The following is a 20,862-nucleotide window of genomic DNA, read 5'->3' as shown; positions in this document are numbered from 1 at the left end:
GTCGAGTGCATCAGATCTCGCGGAACCGATCCCTCATTTCGTTGCAATGCAGCTATGCAAACTTGTCACTGCAAGTTCCAGAGGCTGTCTACTATATGAGCAGCATGATCGAAAAATGATCAAACAAACAAAAGATTATAAGGTGAGTGAAATGAACCTGATCCGCTCTTACAATAACTGGCGCCGCTATCGTGACACGGTCACAGAACTGAACCGCTTGTCCGCACGTGAACTGAATGACCTCGGCATTTCCCGCGGCGATATCTCCTTCGTCGCCAAGAAGGCCGCTTCGGCTCAGTAATAGAATTCGATTAACCTCCGGGGCACTCCTCCTCCCAAGCCGCGGATGGTCTGAAGACCGGGACTCTCCTCCCAGCCGGTCTTTACAAATAGCACCCACCGCTCCTCCCGCGGTGGGTGTTGTTTTTTGGAAATGCTCTTCTCAGCGTTGCGTCGCTGCTTCCTAGCCCGTAACAGTGGTGTATCGACAGGCGGGGATTCATGACGGGCGGTATCCATCACATCACCCTGATCACGCGTAATGTTCAGGCAAATGTCGACTTCTATGTCGGCTTTCTCGGTCTACGCCTCGTCAAGCGTACGGGCGGTTATGAAGACGCGACGCAGCTCCATCTCTTGTATGGAGATGCCTCGGCAACGCCGGGATCGCTCGTTACTTTTCTTGTGTGGGAAGATGGCTCCCCGGGTCGTGTCGGATACGGGCAACCGAGTGAAATCTCGCTCGCTATTGCCCCCGAAAGTATCGGCTTCTGGCTGACGCGTGCCCTGCAATTCAACATTGCAACATCAGGACCCGTACAGGAATTTGGCGAACCGGTTCTGCGCTTGCATGATCCCGACGGTGTGATTGTGAAGCTCGTCGGAACACAGGCTGTAAAGGCCGGCGATCTTTGGGTAAATGACGAAATTCCTCGAGCCGATGCGATACGCCGCATCCGCGGTGCAACGATTCTCACTGAAAACCCGCAAGAGACGCGCGCCTTCCTCGCCGATTATTTTTCATTCATTGCAAATGACCATACCGAAACGATCACAAGAATGGTTTCAACGTCCGGCGATTGTATCGACGTTCGCGACGCTACAGGTCTCTGGAGCTCTGCGCCCGGAACCGGAACAATTGATCATATCGCGTTTCGAGCTGCGGACATTTCCGAGATAGCTGCAACCTATGATCGCTTGACCGCGAGCGGAGCCGCCGCAACGGCGTTACACGATCGCAAATATTTCCATTCGATCTATGTGCGCGAGCCCGGTGGTAGCCTGTTCGAAATGGCAACTGACGGACCGGGGATGCTCGTAGACGAACACCCCAGACGCTTGGCACAGAACTGTTCATCCCACCACATTTCGCTGAGGAAGCCGAAAACCTGAAAGTAACGCTGCCGCAATTCGGCTTGCCGAAAGAGGAACGTTTCATCTATCGCGAGCTTCCGTTTATTCACCGGGTCTACACGCCGGACCATCCGAACGGACAAACGCTGATCCTCCTCCATGGCACTGGCGGTAGTGAAACCAGCCTCATGCCTCTCGCTGCAAAGGCCTCACCCAATACAACATTGATCGGTCTGCGTGGCCGCAGCAACGAAGAAGGCTCGTCCCGCTGGTTCCGGCGCTACGGACCGCTCAGCTTTGATCAGAAGGACATTCGGTCGGAGGCGGAAGCGCTCGCCGCCTTCATCGAAGGAGCGGTTGAAGCCTATGGGTTAGATCTGCAAAAGACCACCTTTCTAGGCTTTTCCAACGGCGCGAACATGCTTGCCGCAATGATGCAGCTGCATCCGGGCCTTGTCCGCAATGCGGTGTTGTTGCGCGCAACGAAAGTATTGGAGAATACACCGGAAGCCGATCTCAGCGGAGCAAGGATTCTCGCAGTTACCGGCGACCACGATCTGTTTGGATCACATGCGCCCGCGCTTGAAGCGGAATTGCAGCAGTCTGGCGCTGATATCGCCATCAAAGCTGTGTCCGCCGGTCACGAGACCGGCCCTCATGACATCGAAGCCATCCAGCAATGGCTGAGGTTGTAGAAAAGCAGGCCGGAGTTTATCAGGCCTGTTTCGTTAGTCTCACACCAAAGGCTTGAGTCCGGCTTCGATAGAAGCACGCTTGCCTTCGAGGAACGGCGGCAGCGACAGGCGCTCGCCAAGAGTTTCCAAAGGCTCGTCGACCGTGAAGCCCGGACCATCCGTGGCGATTTCGAACAGAATGCCGTTCGGCTCGCGGAAATACAGCGAGCGGAAGTAGTAACGCTCAACCTCGCCGCTGGACGGCATGCGGAAACCCTTCAGCCGTTCCGTCCATTCATGCAATTGCTGCACGTCCGGCGCGCGAAATGCGACGTGATGCACAGCACCAGCACCCTGCCTTGCAGCAGGTAGATCCGGTTGAACAGCCACGTGCAGTTCAGCAGAGGGACCGCCCTCGCCCATTGCAAACACATGAACATGGCCCGCACCATCCGGAGATGGGTAGGTATTGACCTGACGCATGTTCATTACATGAAGAAGGATCGCTTCCGTGTTGGTAATGTCGGGCACGCTGAGGGTGATTGGGCCGAGCCCGCGGATCTGATGCTCAGCGGGAACAGGGCTTTTGTCCCACGGGTGCGACGCTCCGGCGCCGCCATCATTGATCAGCCGGAACCGTTGTCCTTCGCCATCTTCGAAATCGAGCGAGCCGTAGCCACCGATTTCAGCGATATCACCGGATTTCACGCCGAGTTCGGTGAAGCGAGCTTTCCACCATTCCAGACTGGCTTTGCTGCCAACACGCAAACCTGTACGCGAAATGCTGTGCGTACCGCGACGTTCAGGACCGACTGGCCAGTCGAAGAAGGTCAGATCCGTGCCAGGGGTTGCCTCTCCATCTGCATAGAATAGATGGTAGGCGCTTGTATCGTCCTGGTTGACAGTCTTCTTGACCAGCCGCAGCCCAAGCGTTTGGGTGTAGAACCGCAGATTTTCCGGCGCGTTCGCCGTTACGGCAGTCAGATGGTGAATGCCTGTCAGTTGTAAGCTCATCGAAGCCTCCTGAAATTGGTTCGTTCGGGCACTATCGCCGTTGGAGTGAATATCTGCGTTGCCAGTCCACCAATAAAGAGCGAATATCTGCAACCTATGTTCGACCAAAACGAACAAAGCGCTCGCGCTAGTCTTTAAAACCGACCTAACGTCCACTATAACAAAACCATGAAGTGGCGCTTCGATGATCTTCTCACTTTTCTCGACGTAATGGAAACCGGCAGCGTCACGGCGACGGCCGCGCGCCTCAACCTTTCGAAATCTGTAGTAAGCAAGCGTATTTCCGATCTTGAGGGCGCACTGGGCATAGAACTGTTCCAGCGCTCACCACGTAAGTTGCTGGCATCCGACAACGCCCGCGACTTTGTCGAGCGCATCAGGCCCCTCATTCGAGAAATTATCGAGGCCGCCGACACAGTTGGCGAGAGGCACAGCGCTATTCGCGGTAGTTTACGGATTGCCGCTCCAATGTCATTCGGTACGCTTTATCTTGGACGAATGATCGCTGACTTCGCCCGGCAATATCCTGAGTTGGAGGTCGCCGTGGAATTCGAAGATCGGATGGTCGATCTGGTGCGAGGCGGTTACGATGTCGGCATACGCATCGGCATACTCAAGGATTCAAGCCTCATTGCTCGCAAGCTTTGCACCGATGCTCGCGTTATTTGCTGCAGCCCGGATTTCGCAGCGGCCAACGGTTTGCCAAGTAAACTCGAAGAACTGAGTTCTTTCGCGTGCATCGACTATTCGAACGTCAATACCAGCCAATTGTGGCAGTTCGAGAATCCGGCTTCTCCCGGTGAACCAATCGCAGTAGCCATGCATGGCCGCATCGTCGCCAACAATGGCGAGGCGATGCGCGATATGGCAATCGCCGGGCTCGGGCTGGTACTGCTCCCTATGTTCATCGCCGCCGACGCCCTGCGCGCGGGTACACTCATTCCAGTGCTGCCTGAGGCTGCGCCACTTCCCTACAGAATATATGCGGTGTATCCGCCGACACGGCAAGTCTCGGCCAAGGTCCGATCCTTCATAGACCATCTCGTACGTCATATTGGTGACCCGCCCATCTGGCAAATGACCGATGCGTTCCATGCTGAACGACCTTAATTTGGCCCTGCACCACCCGAATCACCTAATGCGGTTTGCAAGCCTCTTCAGAGCGCAATCTCGAATTTCATAGCCGGTTTTGAAAAAAACCCTGTAAACACTGGGTATAAACCCGCATTTTGGGCGTTCTTGCTGATGACAGGGCGGGAATCGCGTGCCATACAGACGCCTCCGATCAACGAATATACTGAGGAAACCGCCAAAATGAATACGTCCGATCTCATTGAAAAGCTCGTCGCTGATCAGGGTCTTACAAAGGTTCAGTCCAAGGCGATTGTTGATAGCGTTCTTAAGGGTATCACCGATTCCGTCGTCGCCGGCGATGAAGTTTCGCTGCCAGGCTTCGGCAAGTTCAAGGTACAGTCGCGCGCAGCTCGCGAAGGCCGCAACCCTGCTACGGGCGCAACGATCAAAATCGCAGCTTCCAAGAAGGTCGCCTTCCAGCCTGCAAAGGCCTTGAAAGATGCGCTGAACGGCTGATTCCGTTCGCTGTGAAATTCAAAAAGGGCGGTGCGGGTGCGCCGCCTTTTTTGTTGGTTCGGGCCAAAGGCGCCACCGCCGCATTAAGAAACAGAGGACTTTGCCATAAATCCGCCCTGTCTTCGTTGCAGGTGACGTTTGCGCGATTGAGCAATTTGCGTAATTGAAGTAAGGCTTTATCAACTATAACGGATGCATTTATGATGTGGCGGATCAGATATCCGCGCGTTTTGGGGCCCTTGCGAACACAATCGGCGAACTGGTAACAGCTGCAATAATGAAGACACTGGCACATATCCTTGCGGCACTGATGCTCACTCTGCTTGTGGCGAGTTGCCAAAACTCATCGGTCGATGATTTATCCCCGAATGGTGCAGGCACGCAGCTACCGGAGAAGCTCGTCCAGAGCATGAAGGCGAAGGGCATGAGCCTCACATCGCCTGTCATGTTTCGCATATTCAAGGAAGAAAGCGTCCTTGAAGTATGGAAACGCAAGGACAATGGCCGTTACGACATGGTCACCAACTACCAGATCTGCAAATGGTCCGGCAAGCTTGGCCCGAAGTTCATCGAGGGTGACCGCCAGGCACCTGAAGGGTTCTATGCAGTGCGCCCGGCGCAGATGAATCCGAAATCGAGCTATTACCTCTCGTTCAACACCGGCTTTCCCAATGCATTGGACCGCGCCCTTGGCCGTACCGGTGCCAATTTGATGGTACATGGCGCGTGCTCGTCCTCGGGCTGCTATTCGATGACTGATGCACAAGTTGCACAGATTTATGCCTTCGCCCGGGATGCTTTCAAGGGCGGCCAAGAATCGATCCAGCTCGAGGCGTTTCCATTCCGTATGACCGCGGCCAACATGGCGAGATATCGCGACGATCCGAACTATGGCTTTTGGAAGAACCTGAAGGAAGGCTACGATCATTTCGAGATCACCAAGGTGCCGCCGAAAGTGGACGTTTGCGAGAAGAAATATGTCTTCAACCACACTTCCGATCCAAATGCGCCAATTGCCGCCACCGCCACATGCCCGCCTTCGGATCAGCCTGAATCGCTGAAGATGGCCTATCAGTCGTATCAGACCAGCTATGAAACGGCATTCTCGTCCATGGTCGGCAAGGGTAAGATTACACCGCCTAGCCGCTCTATTCAGGGCATCGCAGAAGCGAAAATCATCGCTGACTGGAGCGCTCGTCGTGCTCGCGGTGAACGCGTGACACAGGAGCCGCCGTCCCTTTCACCGCAGGACAAGGACGCGGCAACGAAGCCGCAGGTCATGGTTCGCCTTGCCTCCGCGGTAGCAGCCGACAAAGCCAAGGAAGAGCGCGAAGCCTCCAAGAGAACACGCATGGGAAAGAGCATCGCCTCGGCTGCACCTGCGCCCATCACACTGGCACCGTCGCCGGTTCCATCAGCTACCGCGGTAACACAGCAGCCCGTAGCCGTGCCGCAAACCACTGCCGCGCTGACGCCGGAAGGCGCCGCACCTGCCGCTGAACAGCCGGCTCCGGCCAAGAAGCCCTGGTGGAAGATTATCGGCAACTAGCCAGCAGAGAGAACATTATGAACGCCGAGATATACGATCTTCGGGGTTTAAATTGCCCCTTGCCGGTGCTCAAGACACGCAGGAAACTTGCCGATATGGTTGCTGGCAACCGCATATGGGTTGAAACAAGTGACCCTCTGGCTGTCATCGACATGCCGAATTTTTGCCTGACCGAGGGTCACAGGCTGATCGAAACACTCAGCATCGACGGCGGCCACCGATTTCACATTGAATGCGGCTGATTCAGCCTAATTTAACACCGGAAATCGCCAATGGATTATCGAAGAGCGCAGCGCGATCCGGCATGTCGATCTGAGGTTGGCCCAGAAATGCATTAAACAGTTGGGTGACGTAGCTCTCCGGCAAATCCTTGACGATCATGACGAGACGCGTTTCGCGAACACCATTCGGCCACGACGCCAGCCGTGCCGGCGGATGAAAAATCTGCTGTACACCATGTATGACAAGAGGCCGCTCCGGATCATCTGCCAATTGTACGATGCCCTTCACGCGCAGCAATTTTTCGCCATGCGCCGAACGCAACAGATCAAGGAACATATCTAGGCTGGACAGCGGTATCGGTGTATCGTGTTTGAGCGAGAATGATCGGATCGCCGCGTCGTGCCTGTTGACGTCGTGATGATGGTGATGGTGCTCGTGGTGGCCATGATCGTGACTATGATCAATCCCACCGCGATCACGCTCACGATCACGATAAGCCTCCGTTTTCAGCCAGCGCTGCACATCGATCGTTTTGGTCTCGGGATTGTAGACACCGCACTCGAACAACGCGGCATATCCCGTGCGCTGGTCGCCTGCATCGATCAGGTCAGCGCCCGGATTTAACGCAGCAAGCCTTGCACGCAATGCCGGCAGGTTTTTTTCGGCGCCCGGCAAATCCGTCTTGGTTATGACGATGCGATCAGCGACAGCAGCCTGTTTCACGGCTTCCTCGTGCGCATCAAGTGTCGCCATGCCATTGATTGCGTCGACGGTGGTAATCACCCCATCGACACGGAAAGCCTGCAACAGGACCGGATGTCCCATGATAGCATGCAGAACCGGTGCGGGATCAGCAAGGCCGGTCGTCTCGATGATCACCCGCTTCAACCGCTGCAATTTTCCCGTCTGCAATCGGTCGATCAAATCCGAGAGCGTATCGACCAACTCGCCCCGTACAGTGCAGCACAGACAGCCGTCGGAAAGCTCTATGATCCCCTCACTAGCCTTCTCGACAAGCAGATGATCTATGCCGACATCGCCGAACTCGTTGATAATCACCGCCGTATCGGCAAGAGCCGGATCCTTCAACAGTCGGTTGAGCAACGTCGTCTTTCCCGACCCCAGAAAGCCGGTTAGTACCGAGACCGGTATGGGGGCGTCGGCCATTAATTCACTGCCTTCAAGGCGTCGCTTGCATCCGTCAGCGACGAGCGCTCAGGCCGCGGCATCGGAACCGGGATCCGGTTCAACTCCATCCCCATTGAATTGATTTTCGCCGGCAGCAGCGCAACCTTTTCCACGGCCGGTTCATGATCCATCCTGTTCATGTATGGCGATCCCTGAACGATGTGCCCTTCCAGGTCTTTGCCATCCCACGTATCGGATCCGGCTTCTTTCGAGCAAACACTCGGGCGCATGTTGACGGCCACGTCGCGAGTCGGCGCACCATAAGGCTGCAACGTCTCGATCGTCGTGCCACTGCCTTGGGTCTCGAAGCCCTTGGCAAGCAGTTCCGCTGCTTTCGTCGCCCGCGTTGTCAGTTTCAATTCGCCCAAGACGACGGTGATGATTGTCCGGCCGTTGCGAGTTGCAGAACCGATCAGATTATAACCGGAGGGGCAAACAAAGCCGGTCTTCATGCCATCGGCACCCTGAAACCGGCCAATAAGCGCATTCAGATTGGGCTGAAGCTTCTTGCCGCCATAGTCGATGGCTTCGATGTCGAAATAGTGCGCATATTGCGGAAATTCACGGCGCAGTTGCAGCGTCAGAATCGCGAGATCACGCGCGGTCGTATAATGGTCGTCCGAATGAAGCCCATTGGGATTGACGAAATGCGAGCCTGTCATGCCCAGACGTTTGGCCTCGTCATTCATGAGCACGGCAAACTTGTCTGAAGAACCGCCCAGCGTCTCGCCGACCGCCATGGCAATATCATTGGCGGACTTGACCATCATAATCTTGAGCGCATTGTCCAACGTCAGTTCGGAGCCGACCTTGTACCCCATCTTGCTTGGCGGCTGTTTTGCAGCAAGCGCCGTAATCCTGATTGGGGTATCCAAAGTAATCTGGCCGGACGCGACCATCCGGAATGCCACATAGACTGTCATCAATTTGGTCAGTGATGCCGGGTACCAGCGCTGGAAAGCATCTTCCTGGGAGAGGATTTCGCCATTACCGGCATCGACGGTAATGTTCGCACCAGCGAGCGCCGTGGATTCAGCGGCCATCCCGGCGATCATCACACAACCCGAGAGAAAGAGCGCTACAGTTTTCCGCATTCCTGAAATCCGACCTGTCTGTACTGAGTTCTAGGCATTAAGTCGTGCTTCACGCCGAGCGGCAATGGCCTTATCTATCTTATGTGGCAGGCTAAAGGCAAAGCACGTTTCTTCTGTGCACGAAATTGTCAACGCATAACCGCAAAAATCGCTTTTGATTTTTGGAAGGGATTATGCGCCATTAAAGTGTTACTGCGTCTTTTACCCGTCCGAAAGGACGCGCGGCACATTACGGTGAAGTTGGAGTTATTTATGCCATTGCTTAATCGCGCGATCGAAATGCAGGGTGAGGTTTCCGGGTGGCGCCGTCACCTGCATGAGAATCCGGAACTGATGTTCGATGTACACCAAACCGCGCAATTCGTCGCAGAAAAGCTACGCCAGTTCGGTTGCGACGAAGTGCAGACCGGCATTGGGCGCACCGGTGTTGTCGGCATCATTCGCGGGCGTCATGGCGAAGGTCCGACTGTGGGCTTGCGCTCAGATATGGATGCGCTGCCGCTCACTGAAATTACCGGCAAGCCCTGGGCATCCCATACGGACGGCAAGATGCACGCCTGCGGCCATGATGGCCACACCGCAATGCTTTTGGGTGCCGCGCAATATCTGGCCGAAACCCGCAACTTTAGCGGTTCAATCGCGGTTATCTTCCAGCCCGCGGAAGAAGGCGGTGGCGGTGGCCGTGAAATGGTCAAGGACGGCATGATGGAGCGCTTCTCCATATCGGAAGTCTATGGCATGCACAATATTCCCGGACTTCCCATCGGTCAGTTTGCCATTCGCAAAGGCCCGATCATGGCTGCAACGGACGAGTTCACCATCACCATCGAAGGTCGCGGCGGGCATGCCGCACAGCCACATCGGACCCTTGATCCGGTTGTCATCGGGGCGCAACTGGTCAATGCGCTGCAAACCATCGTCTCGCGCGGTACCGATCCGCTCGATTCGGTAGTCCTGTCGGTCACCAAGTTCCACGCCGGCGATGCCCATAACATTATTCCGCAAAGGGCCGAGCTCGCCGGCACGGTCCGCACGCTCCGTCCGGAAATGCGCGACTTTGCCGAAAAGCGCCTGATCGAGGTCGCTGAGGGCATTGCCGGTGCCTTGGGCGCAAGCGCAAGTGTCCATTATGCCCGCAACTATCCAGTAACGTTCAATCATGCTCGCGAGACGGATTTCGCGGCAAAGACTGCCCGGAATGTGGCCGGAGATGGCGCAGTCAACGAAGAAGTCGCGCCCATGATGGCGGGGGAGGATTTCTCTTATATGCTGGAAGCGCGGCCAGGCGCCTTTATTTTCATAGGCAATGGTGAAAGCGCCTCGCTGCACAATCCCTCCTATGATTTCAACGACGATGCGATCCCGCACGGTATCAGTTACTGGGTGCAACTGGCTGAAAGCGCTCTCCCGCCGTCATCCTGATTGTCATTAAAACGCAAAAATTTCTGCGTATCTTCAGACTTGGCGTCCGCGCCAAAAAACAGTATGTCAGGGCAAATGGTCCCGTAGCTCAGTAGGATAGAGCAGCTTTAAGAGCGCTAAACTTTACCACTATGATCTGAAACACTGATCAGGCGCGGCTTTGAGCTAGCGGTAATGTTACCGATCTGTGTTGGATGAAGGCTGTTGATCCCTGCTCAATGCTGCGCTAAGGAGGTTGGGCCAAAAGTGTCCACGTAGCTCAGTAGGATAGAGCACAAGATTCCTTTTGAAAATTGGGCGTTATGACGGGAAACCTCATAACGGATCTGCTCAAAGTCGGGGAAAGCTTCGCTGTCTGCAGCATGCCAATCCCGAGCCAAGCCCGAAAGAAATTCCGGGAAGGTGTAGAGACTGGACGGGCAGCGCCTAAGGGTTTCGACCTACGGTGGAGGGACAGTCCAGACCACGAACGTCCGATGGACGGCGACGAAAGTCGAAGTGGGATGAATCTTGGGGTCGGAGGTTCGAATCCTCTCGTGGACACCATAGCGCTTTGGCAAGCCGTAAGAAAAGTAACGTATCGCTCAGTCGCAGGCTCGGGTCCAAGAATGACTCGATTTCCTCCTAACTCGGACCAACTGCCAAAGCCAGTTCGGCGTCGGTTTGGTCATCGCGCAGGATCGGATGTATCTACTGAAGATCGACACCCAAGCAAACTGCTCTAACGGTGTCTTGAAAATCCACTCGGATACCGCGTCGCCATCGTCGGTAGTTGGAGATAGCCCTGTATCGCCGTTCCAGTTTTCGCCGTCACGAGCGAGGATTACTTTGCACCCGTTACCATTCAAGGATTGTCCGACAGTGCTGCCGGCGCAACATATTCTCTGGTGCCAGAGACTGGAACTATAGAAGCAGCTAAATTGAGCTTCCGATGTAGTTACAGTTACGTACTTCTCTTCGTGAGAGAGACGAGCAACAATCTGGGTGCCGGAACGCGCGGGGAGCACAAACTATCGCCAAACCAACTTGAAGCCGTTCAGAAAGAGCGCGGCCCTTATTCTGGACGGGATTCCTGTTTGCCTGATTGCGCCGTATCTTTGGCCGCGTGCAAGTGAGTTCGGACGAAATGGGCATGCACTTTTTAGCCGTGCCCGCCCACCAACGTACCCGTTGCGGGCCAACTGCGAAGGCGGCCGAACGACGGGCGCATGCCGTCAATGCTCAGTTCATCTCTCTGATCACATCCAATGATAACTGAGGAGGTGCAGACGATGTTCGGGGACTTGGCGCGGCTCCTTAGTTTCTAGATGACGGGAAAGTTCTGTCGATTTTAAACCCATAAGTACCATCAACAGGGGAACAATCATGACATCGATCCGAAGCAAGGTCTCATTGCTGGCAATCCTGATTGCGGCAGCCAATCTCAACAGCGGAAATATAGCATTTGCCCAATCCGGAGGCGAAATTCCAGCGATCCTCGTAACGCCCGACAAAGTCGAGTCCCGTATTGGCACGCTGGAATTCAAAGACGGTGCTCCAAGCGCGGCAACTGTCGAGAAAGTTCGCGACACGCTGGATTTCACCCGCGGCCTCGACGTCTTCCTCAACAGTTACGGCGGTGCATCCGCCTATGCGATCCGCAAAGGGCTCCTTAGCATCGGCGCGGAGGACAATGCCGTCACCATCTATCCCGAACTGATGGATGCCAAGTCGCTGTTTCTTACGGCAAACGCCGACACCATCTACTACTTCAGCGCCGTCGACCTGAGCAAGGGCCCCATGGTGGTCGAACAGCCTCCGAAGGGACTTGGGACCATCAACGACATGTGGTTCCAGTGGATCGTCGACGTCGGATTTCCGGGCCCCGACCGTGGCGAAGGCGGAAAATATCTTCTGCTTCCCCCAGGCTATGACGGTCCCGTTCCGGACGGTGGATTTTACGTAGCGCGGTCAAAGACGAACCGTGTGTTGTATGCCGCTCGCTCCTTCCTCACCGACAATGATCCGAAGCCAATGGTCGAGGTGATCAAGAAGACGATCAAGATTTATCCTTACACCCCCGGTGCAGTTGGCACGAGCATTGCAACGGCGCTTGAAGGCAAGCTAAAACTTGAAACCACTCCGCCAATTCCTGAGACCAAGATCATTGAGGCCAGCGGGAAATCATACAATACGATTCCGCCAAGCGATTATTCGTTTTTTGAGATGATCAACGCCAACATTCAGGATGAGCCAGCCGATTCCTATAATCCGGAACTTGCCGGCCAATTGGCGGCAATCGGCATCGTGAAGGGTAAGGAATTCAAGCCGGACGATCGGATGAAGAAGATACTCACCGATGCCGCCGCGGTCGGAAATGCTGCCGGACGAATGCTGAATTGGCGCTCTAGCGTGTCTCATCCTGATTGGGCGTACTACCCAAACTCAATGTGGGGCAACATGCTGTGGGAAGGTGGGGCCAATTTCGAAACGCCGCCGCCGATGATCACCAAGGAGGGGCTCTTCGAGCCGTTGCCGCCGACTGGTGCGCGGACACTCGATTCCAAGACGGCCTTTTATTACGGCTACACCCTCGACTCCCCGGGCATGATCATGCGGCTTCCCCGCGTTGGCTCGCAATATCTCATGGGCTTTATTGACGCGGACAAGAACGACCTCGACGGAGGCAAAACCTACAAGGTGACGCTTCCGCCGAATATTCCAGCGGCCGCGTTCTGGTCATTTACGCTTTACGACAACCAAACACGCTCGATGCTCGACACGCCGCAACGCTATCCGCGGGCTGGAAGCCAGTCCTATCCTTCGCCCGCTGCCGAAGCCGATGCGGACGGCTCCACGACAATCTTTTTCGGCCCGAAGCAACCGGAGGGCGTGAAGCGTGGCAACTGGATTCAGACCATGCCCGACAAAGGCTGGTTCACGCTGCTTCGTCTCTATAGCCCGCTTGAGCCTTTCTTCACCAAGGAATGGCGTTTGAGTGAAATTGAACTTGTCGAATAATCGGGCGAAAGGGGCTCTGCGGCCAATTTGGACAGAGTGGTCAGGAAACGATCTGTAGATCGCTAAAGGCGTTGAAGATTTCCATATTGTCTTCAACGCCTTAGAGCCAATCTGGTGGTTTTTGCTACATAATTCCGCATTTTAAGGAAACAACACTTAAGCCAGATGTAGAATGCAGGCGTCTTGCGTCGGGGGGATTTAGATGGCCAAACTAAAAAATTTCATCAGACGTTACACCTCAATTTCGGCAGTGATCGACATCCTACGTCGGGAGGAATTGCCGTTGTTGGACCCCCAAACGTGGGATGACCGTAACGACCGATACTTCATGAACCTCTATAAAAGTCAAAAAAATATATCGGGCCTATATGGGCTATGTGCTGCGCAGTGTTCGGAAACTTATCACCACTGGCGCGTTTTTACCGGAACTGCCGATGGCGCTTGTATTGAGATTAAACGCCGACCCCTTGAAGAAAGCCTCAAGGGGGAGCCAAACATACGTTTTGAAGAGGTTCGATTATCTTCGTTTAGAGCAGGTCGAGACGCTCAGCACAAAGGATGTGGAGCGATTACCGTTTATAAAGAGAGTGGGTTTTACGGCTGAAGAAGAGTACCGAATTATCGCACAGTCGGATGAACCCCAGCGCACAGCATTCTCCATCGACATGCCGCTCACTTGGATCAACAAAATCTATCTTAATCCATGGCTCCCCGATACAATTTCGGAAAGCGTAAAAGCAACGCTCAGATCATTTCCGGGTTGTAGCAAACTCCCGGTACAAAAATCGCGTCTCATTGACAGTGGGCGCTGGAAAAAGGCGGGTGATAAAGTTGTTGGAAGGTCGGTACCAAGCACGCCGTTGAGAAAAAAACAAATCTTTGACAAAGTCAAAATAAAAACTGGTGTGAAACGTGAAAAAAATACGAGCTCTCTATTTGCGCACTTACGAGTATTAGGTTTACTACTTAAAGCGACAAAGTCGGGGAGCGTGTGCATGTCTAGATCAGGAATTCTTCAAATGGTGGCCGTTGAGGATGTCGAACTCGACCGCTCAAACCCACGTATCCGAAAGTTTTTGGAAATGTATGGCGAAGAACCGACTGTTGATTTCCACTGAGAACTGACCCGGTATTTCCACCGAGATTTGACCCGCCTTTATGTATGTTTCGGATCGGGTGTTGTGGTCAAGTTCCTGTTTTTCTCCTTCGTGTTTTTCGGTTTATGGGCTGAACTGTTCTTGAAGCGGAAACTGTCGTTCCCCGTTTCGAGTATGTGGCAGTGATGTGTGAGCCGATCGAGCAGTGCCGTGGTCATCTTGGCATCGCCAAACACGCTGGCCCACTCGCTGAAGCTGAGATTGGTGGTAATGATGATGCTGGTGCGCTCATAGAGCTTGCTCAACAGATGGAAGAGTAAAGCCCCGCCTGATGCACTGAACGGCAGGTATCCAAGCTCATCGAGAATGACGAGATCGGAGTGGACGAGCCGATTGGCGATCTGCCCGGAACGCCCCTGTGCTTTCTCTTGCTCAAGCGCATTGACCAGCTCGACCGTTGAGAAGAAACGGACCCGCTTGTGATGATGCTCGATGGCCTGGATGCCGATCGCCGTTGCGATGTGCGTCTTGCCTGTGCCGGGTCCACCGATGAGGACAATATTGTTGGCCTCATTGAGGAATTCGCAGCGATGGAGCTGGCGCACGAGGGCTTCATTGATCTCGCTGCTTGAGAAGTCGAAGCCGTTCAGATCGCGATAGGCTGGAAAGCGTGCCGTCTTGAGCTGATAAGCTGTCGATCTAACCTCCCTTTCCGCCGTCTCGGCCTTGAGGAGTTGCGACAGGATCGGAATGGCGGTCTCGAAGGCCGGCGATCCCTGTTCGGTCAGTTCACCGACTGCTTGCGCCATGCCGTGCATCTTCAATTGCCTCAACATGATCACGATAGCACCGCTGGCAGGATTATGACGCATGGCGCACCTCCGTCTTCCTCAGGGCGTCGTAGCGTTCGACATTGGCCTTGGGCTCGTTGGTGAGCATCAGGGCCTGCGGCGCATCGATAGTTGGCGGCGTGAAGGATTTGCCATCGACCAAGCGATGAAGCAGGTTCAGCACATGCGTCTTCGTTGGAACGCTGGACTTCAATGCCATGTCGACGGCCGAGAGCACGGCTTGTTCATCGTGCTGAAGGACAAGCGCCAGGATGTCGACCATCTCGCGATCACCTCCCGGCTTCTTGAGCAGGTGTTGCTGCAGCGTCCTGAAGGCGTCTGGGAGTTCGGTGAACGGTGCACCGTTGCGAAGAGCGCCCGGTTTGCGCTGCACGACCGCCAGATAATGCCGCCAGTCGTAAACCGTCTGTCCCGGTCCATCATGCGAGCGGCTGATGATGCGGCGGTGTTCGCAGATGATCAGGCCCTCTGCAGCGACAACGATGCGATCCGGGTAAACCCGAACGCTGACGGGCCGATTGGCGAAGGATGCTGGAACGCTGTAGCGATTACGATCCAGGTGCACGAGGCAGGTCGGGGAAACCCGCTTGGTGTATTCAACAAAGCCGTCGAAGAGACGGGATGTTGGCATCAGAGCCTGTGCTTCCTCGGCCCAGAGATCGGCAATAGTCCCGCGCATCTTCCCATGCGAGGTCTGCTGCCAAAACTCCTTGCAGCGAAGCTCCAACCAATCGTTCAGGGCTTCCAGTGATGGAAAGCGCGGGATCGGTTGAAAGAAGCGATGACGCGCATCCTGAACATTCTTCTCGACCTGGCCCTTCTCCCAGCCAGATGCCGGATTGCAGAACTCGGGTTCATAGAGATAGTGGCTGGCCATCGCCATGAAGCGGACGTTGACGTCACGATCTTTTCCGCGGCCGACCTTGTCGATGGCAGTCCTCATGTTGTCGTAAATGCCGCGCCGGGGAACGCCGCCAAACACACGGAACGCATGGTTATGAGCATCGAACAGCATCTCGTGCGTCTGCAGCAGATAAGCCCGCACAATGAACGCGCGGCTATAGCTCAGCTTCGTATGCGCTACCTGCAGCTTGGTTCGCTCATTGCCGATGATCGCCCAGTCCTCGGACCAGTCGAACTGGAACGCCTCGCCAGGCTCGAATGTGAGCGGCACGAATGTCCCACGACCTGAGGTCTGCAACTCCCTTTGCAGGTCGGCTTTCCATTCCCGAGCAAATGCCGCCACACGATTGTAAGAGCCGCTATAGCCGAGGCTCAACAGATCGGCGTGCAACTGCTTGAGGGTGCGCTTTTGCTTGCGGTGTTTATTGGCCTCCGACCTCAGCCACGCTGACAACCGATCAGCGAAAGGATCAAGCTTGCTCGGCCGATCCGGCACCGCGAACGTCGGTTCCACGCCGTCTGATCGCAGATATTTGCGGATGGTGTTCCGGGATAAGCCAGTCCTGCGGCAAATCTCCCGGATCGATAAATGCTCTCGAAAATGCCAGCGTCGGATCACGCTCAGTAATGCCATGTCGATCACTCCGTAGCCCCCGCTGAAAACACGCAGGGCAAGGTTCAAACATGGGTCAATTCTCGATGGAAATATCCTTTGTTGCCGGGTCAGTTCTCAGTGGCAATCAACAACCACTGCCTCCAACGCCAGGAGTGATATCCTTCGAGCATGGCGTGATCTGGAGTTTCTAGGAAAAACCGTCGATGAGATAGCGGAACAAATGCATCTCACTGTGGATGAGCTTCGCGCTATTGCGACGCATACGGACACGATTTCTGATGACCGCATCGAGGCGGCTCGATCCGCGATAACGTCACAGTGAATTCATTCTTTCGGCGAGTTATCGCTAACGTAACAGACCGCCCCACAGTAGGCACTATCGGCCGTATTGATCATCCCGATATTGTCAGGGTGAAATCAACTTCGGTGCAAGGATTGGCACAGACGTCGTTCAATCCCATGTCGATGTAAGATATCAAACTCAAGACTTCTACTTCTTCCCCTGAGTCCTGCGAACGGCGACCGTTGGCAGCCATGCGAAAAGGCAAGGAACTGAAGGTTACGTGGTTGGACCCGTCCGGCTCAGAGGCCATGGATCACGTACACAGACTAAACTCAAATCGAAGAAAGACGCCGATTCGCTGTTGGTCCATCTTCATTTCGCTCACAGATTTCTTCAGCCGATCACATGCGAATAGTCACCTTGATCCCATTGTACAAGCCCACCTTCGGTGGGTCCAAGGGGCACGAAACCTTCAATCTCATGGCACCGAGAAGGGGTCGGCTACGGCCGCTTTTATAGAGCGCCGCCCCCTTCTCTACGGCACCGCTGCATAATTAATGGTAACCTATGGTAACAAACTGACCGCTCTTAAAAGAGCGACAGATTCCTAATCTGTAGGCCACTGGTTCGAATCCAGTCGGGATCACCACATTCACTGTATCGTAGAATTAGCCTTCAGCGTGTTCCGCACGCTCTTGTTAAGATCGACTTTGGCAGATTGAAAATCACTGACAGAGGTCCAGTAGCGCAATGTTATCGCTACGGTGCTGTCACCCAATTCAGCCACGAAAGCTGACGGGGCCGGGTCTTTCTTGACCCGCTTGTCGCCCTCCGCCAGCCCAAGCAGAGATTTCTGGACCCAATCGATATCATGCTCATTGGAAGCTGTAATCGTGATGTCATTACGTCGCACACCATTGCGCGTAAAATTCTTGACCGGTTGAGTCCAGAGCGTCGAATTGGGCGCGAGCACATAGACGCCATCGGCTGCCCGCAAACGAGTTGCAAAGAGCCCGATTTCCTCGACTGTCCCGCTAATACTGCCGACCTGCACATATTCTCCTATACGAAGAGGGCGCAGCGCCAAAAGCATAATCCCCGCTGCGATATTCTGCAGCGTTCCCTGAAGAGCCAATCCGATCGCCAGACCTACAGCACCGATGGCCGCAATAACCGAAGCCGTCTGGATGCCGAATTGACCTAGCACCATGACCACGACAAGGCCAAGCACGACATAGCGCGCGATCTTCGAAAAAAAACGACGTAATGTCAGGTCGAAACCGCCGACTTGCCCAAGCCCGGCATAGACCCACCGTTCGACAAGACCAGCGACGACAAACCCGATGATCAGCAGCAGAACTGCACCGACAACTGAGAACGAATAAGTAACGACGAGTGCGCTTGCTTGGCGAATACCCGTCTGGATTGCGGAAAACGCGTTCTGGGGATCAATCTCCATGAGATTCCTTTCCGGCAAGAAAAGACCAACCGTTAAACAGTGATGTTGGTTCCCCTATATTTCCTATGTGCTCACGGTCTGCACTTCGGGGTTGCGGCGGCGATAGATGATCGACGACCAGAGTGAAAAGAAAATCAACGCCGCGCCGATAAGTCCCGTTATCACTTCTGGAATATGGAACAACGTTTGGCAGAACATGATCACCGCCAGTACAAGTATGGCGTAAAAAGCGCCATGCTCGAGGTAACGATATTGGCCAAGGGTCTCCTTTTCCACCAACATGATTGTTAGCGAACGCACATAAAAGGCGCCGATACCGAGGCCGATAGCGATAACGAAGAGATTTGTTGAAAGCGCGAACGCACCGACGACACCGTCGAACGAAAAACTCGCGTCCAGCACTTCAAGATAAAGAAACGCGCCGAGACCACCTCTCTGCACCGCGTCCATTTGTTCCTGTGTAGCGTCCAGAATCTCGCCAAGCCCCTCGACGAACAGGAAGGTAAGGAGACCATAGACCGCAGAAGTCAGGAAAGTCACCGATTCTTCGCCTTCCAACTGTCGTGAGAAAAAGATGATCAGTACAAGCACAACGCCAACCTCGATGCCTTGAATAGAGGCAAAACGTGATGCGCGGCGTTCAATAACCTTGATCCAGTGCACATCCTTCTCGCGGTCAAAAAAGAATTTGAGTCCCACCATCATCAGGAAAGTTCCGCCGAACGCAGCAATCCCGATATGGGCGTCCTGCATGATCCGGGCGTACTCTATGGGATCTGATATGGCGAGCTTGAGAGCGGATAAAGGATCAATCCAGGCCGCAACCGCTACAATGGCCAATGGAAAAACGATCCGCATGCCAAATACTGCAATAACAATCCCCCACGTTAGAAACCGCCGCTGCCAAACCGGTGTCATGTCGCGCAATACCTTGGCGTTGACGATGGCGTTATCAAATGACAGGGATATTTCCAGAACACTGAGCACTGCACAAATAAACAATACGGCCAGTGCGCCTTCTATCGAGCCTGAATAGACAAATCCTATCCATGTGCCGAGGGCGAGCCCAATAATTGTAAAGGCAAACGGCCAGGTAAAATATTTATAAGTTGCCATACGTGCTTCCTACTCCCGATTCGAAATCGTTGTGCGGAATGCGGCCGCCTCCATTAGACGTCACATCCTGTCTCTATCGTTTCGCCTTATCGGGTGATCGGACGATCACGCCGGCTTGCGAACCGCGTAGATAGTGACTGGCAAGGCCGAACGCCAGGTATCGAAGCCACCCAAAGGTTGTGCGTGCGAAACAGCCAGCTTCGTAAGTTCGCCGCCATGAGCTGCTCGCCAACTTACGAGCGCCGTTTCACTCTGGATTGTCACGGCGTTGGCAACCAGTCGCCCACCGGGTTTGAGGCTTTTCCAGCAGGTTTCCATTACCCCCGCACTGGTTAAGCCGCCACCTATGAAAATCGCATCCGGTGTTGGGAGATCGCGAAGCGCGCCCGGCGCTTCGCCTCGTATCACCTGCAAATCAGGTACCCCGAGCGCGCGGCTGTTGCGCAGGATCAAATCTTGACGTTTTTCATTGGCTTCAATTGCCACGACCCGGCAGGAGGAATGTGTGCGCATCCATTCGATACCGATCGAGCCGCATCCCGCACCGACATCCCAGAGAAGTTCGCCCGGTAGTGGCGCCAGATGCGCCAGCGTAACAGCGCGGACGTCCCGCTTGGTCAATTGGCCGTCGTGCTCGAACGCTTCGTCGGGCAGTCCGGCTACGGTAGAATAGGCGCGAGAGGACGGTTCAGGTACGAGGCAATCGACGGCCACCACGTTCAGATCGGCACAGCGAGGATGATCCCACACATCTGCAGTGCCCTCGATCCGCCGCTCTGCCGCGCCACCCATATGCTCCAGCACAGTCAATTGCGCCGACGTGAACCCGGTCTTGCTCAGCATTCGCGCAACCTGTGCAGGCGTATCGCCATCATTGCTGAGAATTAGCAACTTTGCTCCAGGGGCGAACGCCTTGAACAGCGTCTCAACCGGCCTGCCATGAACACTCAGCAGCTGCGTTTCTTGTATAGGCCAGCCGATAGTCGCCGCCGCGAGTGAGAACGATGATGGCGCTGGAATTATCCGCATCTCATCGTGTTCGATAAATCGCGTCAGGGTCGCGCCCATGCCGAAATGCATCGGATCGCCACTGGCCAGCACAGCGACGGGCTGCCCACGAAGGGCAAGGAGCATGGGGTAAGCGTCCGAGAACGGGCTGGGCCAAGCAGTGCGTTTAGCCGTCAGCCCTTCCGGCAGCATATCCAGATGCCGCTTGCCGCCGAAAACGGTCCCGGCATGCGCCAGCACATCCCGGGCATTCTGACCGAGACCGCCATATCCATCCTCACCAATCCCGATAATTGTCAGCCATTGCGTCATTATACATTCCAATAAATTGCAGCCACCATGCATGCCCGAAACCATTTGATGGGTCAACGAAACGCGAGCTACGAGAAAGGTTGGCACGCCCCGAGGCATCCTGTAAAACCG

16 protein-coding genes and 1 pseudogene are annotated in these 20,862 nt (G+C 54.8%); 9 read left to right on the top strand and 8 right to left on the bottom strand.

Annotated features, from left to right (window positions below; translation table 11 throughout):
• Positions 1-151: 151 nt before the first annotated feature.
• Together ACSQ3H_RS06615 and ACSQ3H_RS06610 are read left to right on the top strand one after the other, a co-directional pair.
• Positions 152-301, top strand: coding sequence for a DUF1127 domain-containing protein (locus ACSQ3H_RS06615; protein WP_106666964.1), 150 nt, complete (start codon positions 152-154; stop codon positions 299-301).
• 200 nt (positions 302-501) lie between these two features.
• Positions 502-2,048: pseudogene (locus tag ACSQ3H_RS06610) on the top strand (VOC family protein).
• A 39-nt stretch (positions 2,049-2,087) separates the two neighbouring features.
• On the opposite strand, the gene ACSQ3H_RS06605 reads toward ACSQ3H_RS06610, so the two are convergent.
• Positions 2,088-3,041 (bottom strand): ring-cleaving dioxygenase, encoded by a 954-nt coding sequence (locus ACSQ3H_RS06605; RefSeq protein WP_436116314.1) that lies wholly within the window; start codon positions 3,039-3,041, stop codon positions 2,088-2,090.
• Positions 3,042-3,209: 168 nt separating this feature from the next.
• Between ACSQ3H_RS06605 and ACSQ3H_RS06600 the strand changes: the two genes are divergently transcribed.
• From ACSQ3H_RS06600 to ACSQ3H_RS06585, 4 genes are all read left to right on the top strand, one after another.
• A complete protein-coding gene (locus ACSQ3H_RS06600; protein WP_436116313.1) occupies positions 3,210-4,151 on the top strand; it encodes a LysR family transcriptional regulator in 942 nt (313 codons plus the stop codon).
• Between the two features lie 204 nt (positions 4,152-4,355).
• Positions 4,356-4,631 carry an HU family DNA-binding protein gene (locus ACSQ3H_RS06595; protein ID WP_099997835.1) on the top strand — a complete coding sequence of 92 codons (276 nt, stop codon included), beginning with the start codon at positions 4,356-4,358 and terminating at the stop codon, positions 4,629-4,631.
• Between the two features lie 277 nt (positions 4,632-4,908).
• Positions 4,909-6,180 (top strand): hypothetical protein, encoded by a 1,272-nt coding sequence (locus tag ACSQ3H_RS06590; RefSeq protein WP_436116312.1) that lies wholly within the window; start codon positions 4,909-4,911, stop codon positions 6,178-6,180.
• Between the two features lie 17 nt (positions 6,181-6,197).
• Entirely contained in the window at positions 6,198-6,422 is a 225-nt protein-coding gene (locus tag ACSQ3H_RS06585; RefSeq protein ID WP_436116311.1) for a sulfurtransferase TusA family protein, read from the top strand.
• Between the two features lies 1 nt (position 6,423).
• Here the strand turns inward: ACSQ3H_RS06585 and ACSQ3H_RS06580 are convergent, their stop codons facing one another.
• Both ACSQ3H_RS06580 and ACSQ3H_RS06575 read right to left on the bottom strand, forming a co-directional pair.
• The gene (locus ACSQ3H_RS06580; RefSeq protein ID WP_436116310.1) at positions 6,424-7,569 is read right to left on the bottom strand and encodes a CobW family GTP-binding protein; all 1,146 of its coding nucleotides are present in this window, start codon (positions 7,567-7,569) and stop codon (positions 6,424-6,426) included.
• Positions 7,569-8,684, bottom strand: a complete 1,116-nt coding sequence (locus tag ACSQ3H_RS06575) for a D-alanyl-D-alanine carboxypeptidase family protein (protein ID WP_436116309.1) — start codon at positions 8,682-8,684, stop codon at positions 7,569-7,571. Before ACSQ3H_RS06575 ends, ACSQ3H_RS06580 begins: the two co-directional genes overlap by 1 nt.
• Positions 8,685-8,936: 252 nt before the next feature.
• On the opposite strand from ACSQ3H_RS06575, the gene ACSQ3H_RS06570 reads away from it, so the two are divergent.
• From ACSQ3H_RS06570 to ACSQ3H_RS06560, 3 genes are all read left to right on the top strand, one after another.
• Positions 8,937-10,106: a M20 aminoacylase family protein gene (locus ACSQ3H_RS06570; RefSeq protein WP_436116308.1), complete on the top strand. Its 1,170-nt coding sequence runs from the start codon at positions 8,937-8,939 to the stop codon at positions 10,104-10,106.
• Between the two features lie 1,365 nt (positions 10,107-11,471).
• Positions 11,472-13,106 (top strand): DUF1254 domain-containing protein, encoded by a 1,635-nt coding sequence (locus tag ACSQ3H_RS06565; protein WP_436116307.1) that lies wholly within the window; start codon positions 11,472-11,474, stop codon positions 13,104-13,106.
• Positions 13,107-13,474: 368 nt separating this feature from the next.
• The gene (locus ACSQ3H_RS06560) at positions 13,475-14,224 is read left to right on the top strand and encodes a hypothetical protein (RefSeq protein ID WP_436116306.1); all 750 of its coding nucleotides are present in this window, start codon (positions 13,475-13,477) and stop codon (positions 14,222-14,224) included.
• 38 nt (positions 14,225-14,262) lie between these two features.
• Here ACSQ3H_RS06560 and istB read toward each other — a convergent pair whose 3' ends face one another.
• The 5 genes from istB to cbiE form a co-directional block, all read right to left on the bottom strand.
• Positions 14,263-15,075: an IS21-like element helper ATPase IstB gene (gene istB, locus ACSQ3H_RS06555; RefSeq protein WP_436115734.1), complete on the bottom strand. Its 813-nt coding sequence runs from the start codon at positions 15,073-15,075 to the stop codon at positions 14,263-14,265.
• Entirely contained in the window at positions 15,065-16,591 is a 1,527-nt protein-coding gene (gene istA / locus ACSQ3H_RS06550) for an IS21 family transposase (protein ID WP_436115735.1), read from the bottom strand. The genes istB and istA overlap by 11 nt, the downstream gene beginning before the upstream one ends.
• A 917-nt stretch (positions 16,592-17,508) precedes the next feature.
• The gene (locus tag ACSQ3H_RS06545; RefSeq protein WP_436116305.1) at positions 17,509-18,315 is read right to left on the bottom strand and encodes a mechanosensitive ion channel family protein; all 807 of its coding nucleotides are present in this window, start codon (positions 18,313-18,315) and stop codon (positions 17,509-17,511) included.
• Positions 18,316-18,378: 63 nt separating this feature from the next.
• Positions 18,379-19,431, bottom strand: coding sequence for a DUF475 domain-containing protein (locus ACSQ3H_RS06540; RefSeq protein ID WP_436116304.1), 1,053 nt, complete (start codon positions 19,429-19,431; stop codon positions 18,379-18,381).
• A 105-nt stretch (positions 19,432-19,536) separates the two neighbouring features.
• The gene (cbiE, locus tag ACSQ3H_RS06535) at positions 19,537-20,751 is read right to left on the bottom strand and encodes a precorrin-6y C5,15-methyltransferase (decarboxylating) subunit CbiE (protein WP_436116303.1); all 1,215 of its coding nucleotides are present in this window, start codon (positions 20,749-20,751) and stop codon (positions 19,537-19,539) included.
• Positions 20,752-20,862: the final 111 nt, after the last annotated feature.

Source organism: Phyllobacterium sp. LjRoot231, assembly GCF_964253365.1.
GTDB lineage: Bacteria > Pseudomonadota > Alphaproteobacteria > Rhizobiales > Rhizobiaceae > Phyllobacterium.
The sequence above is the reverse complement of the archived record's forward strand: the minus strand, read 5'-3'. Positions and strand labels throughout refer to the sequence as shown.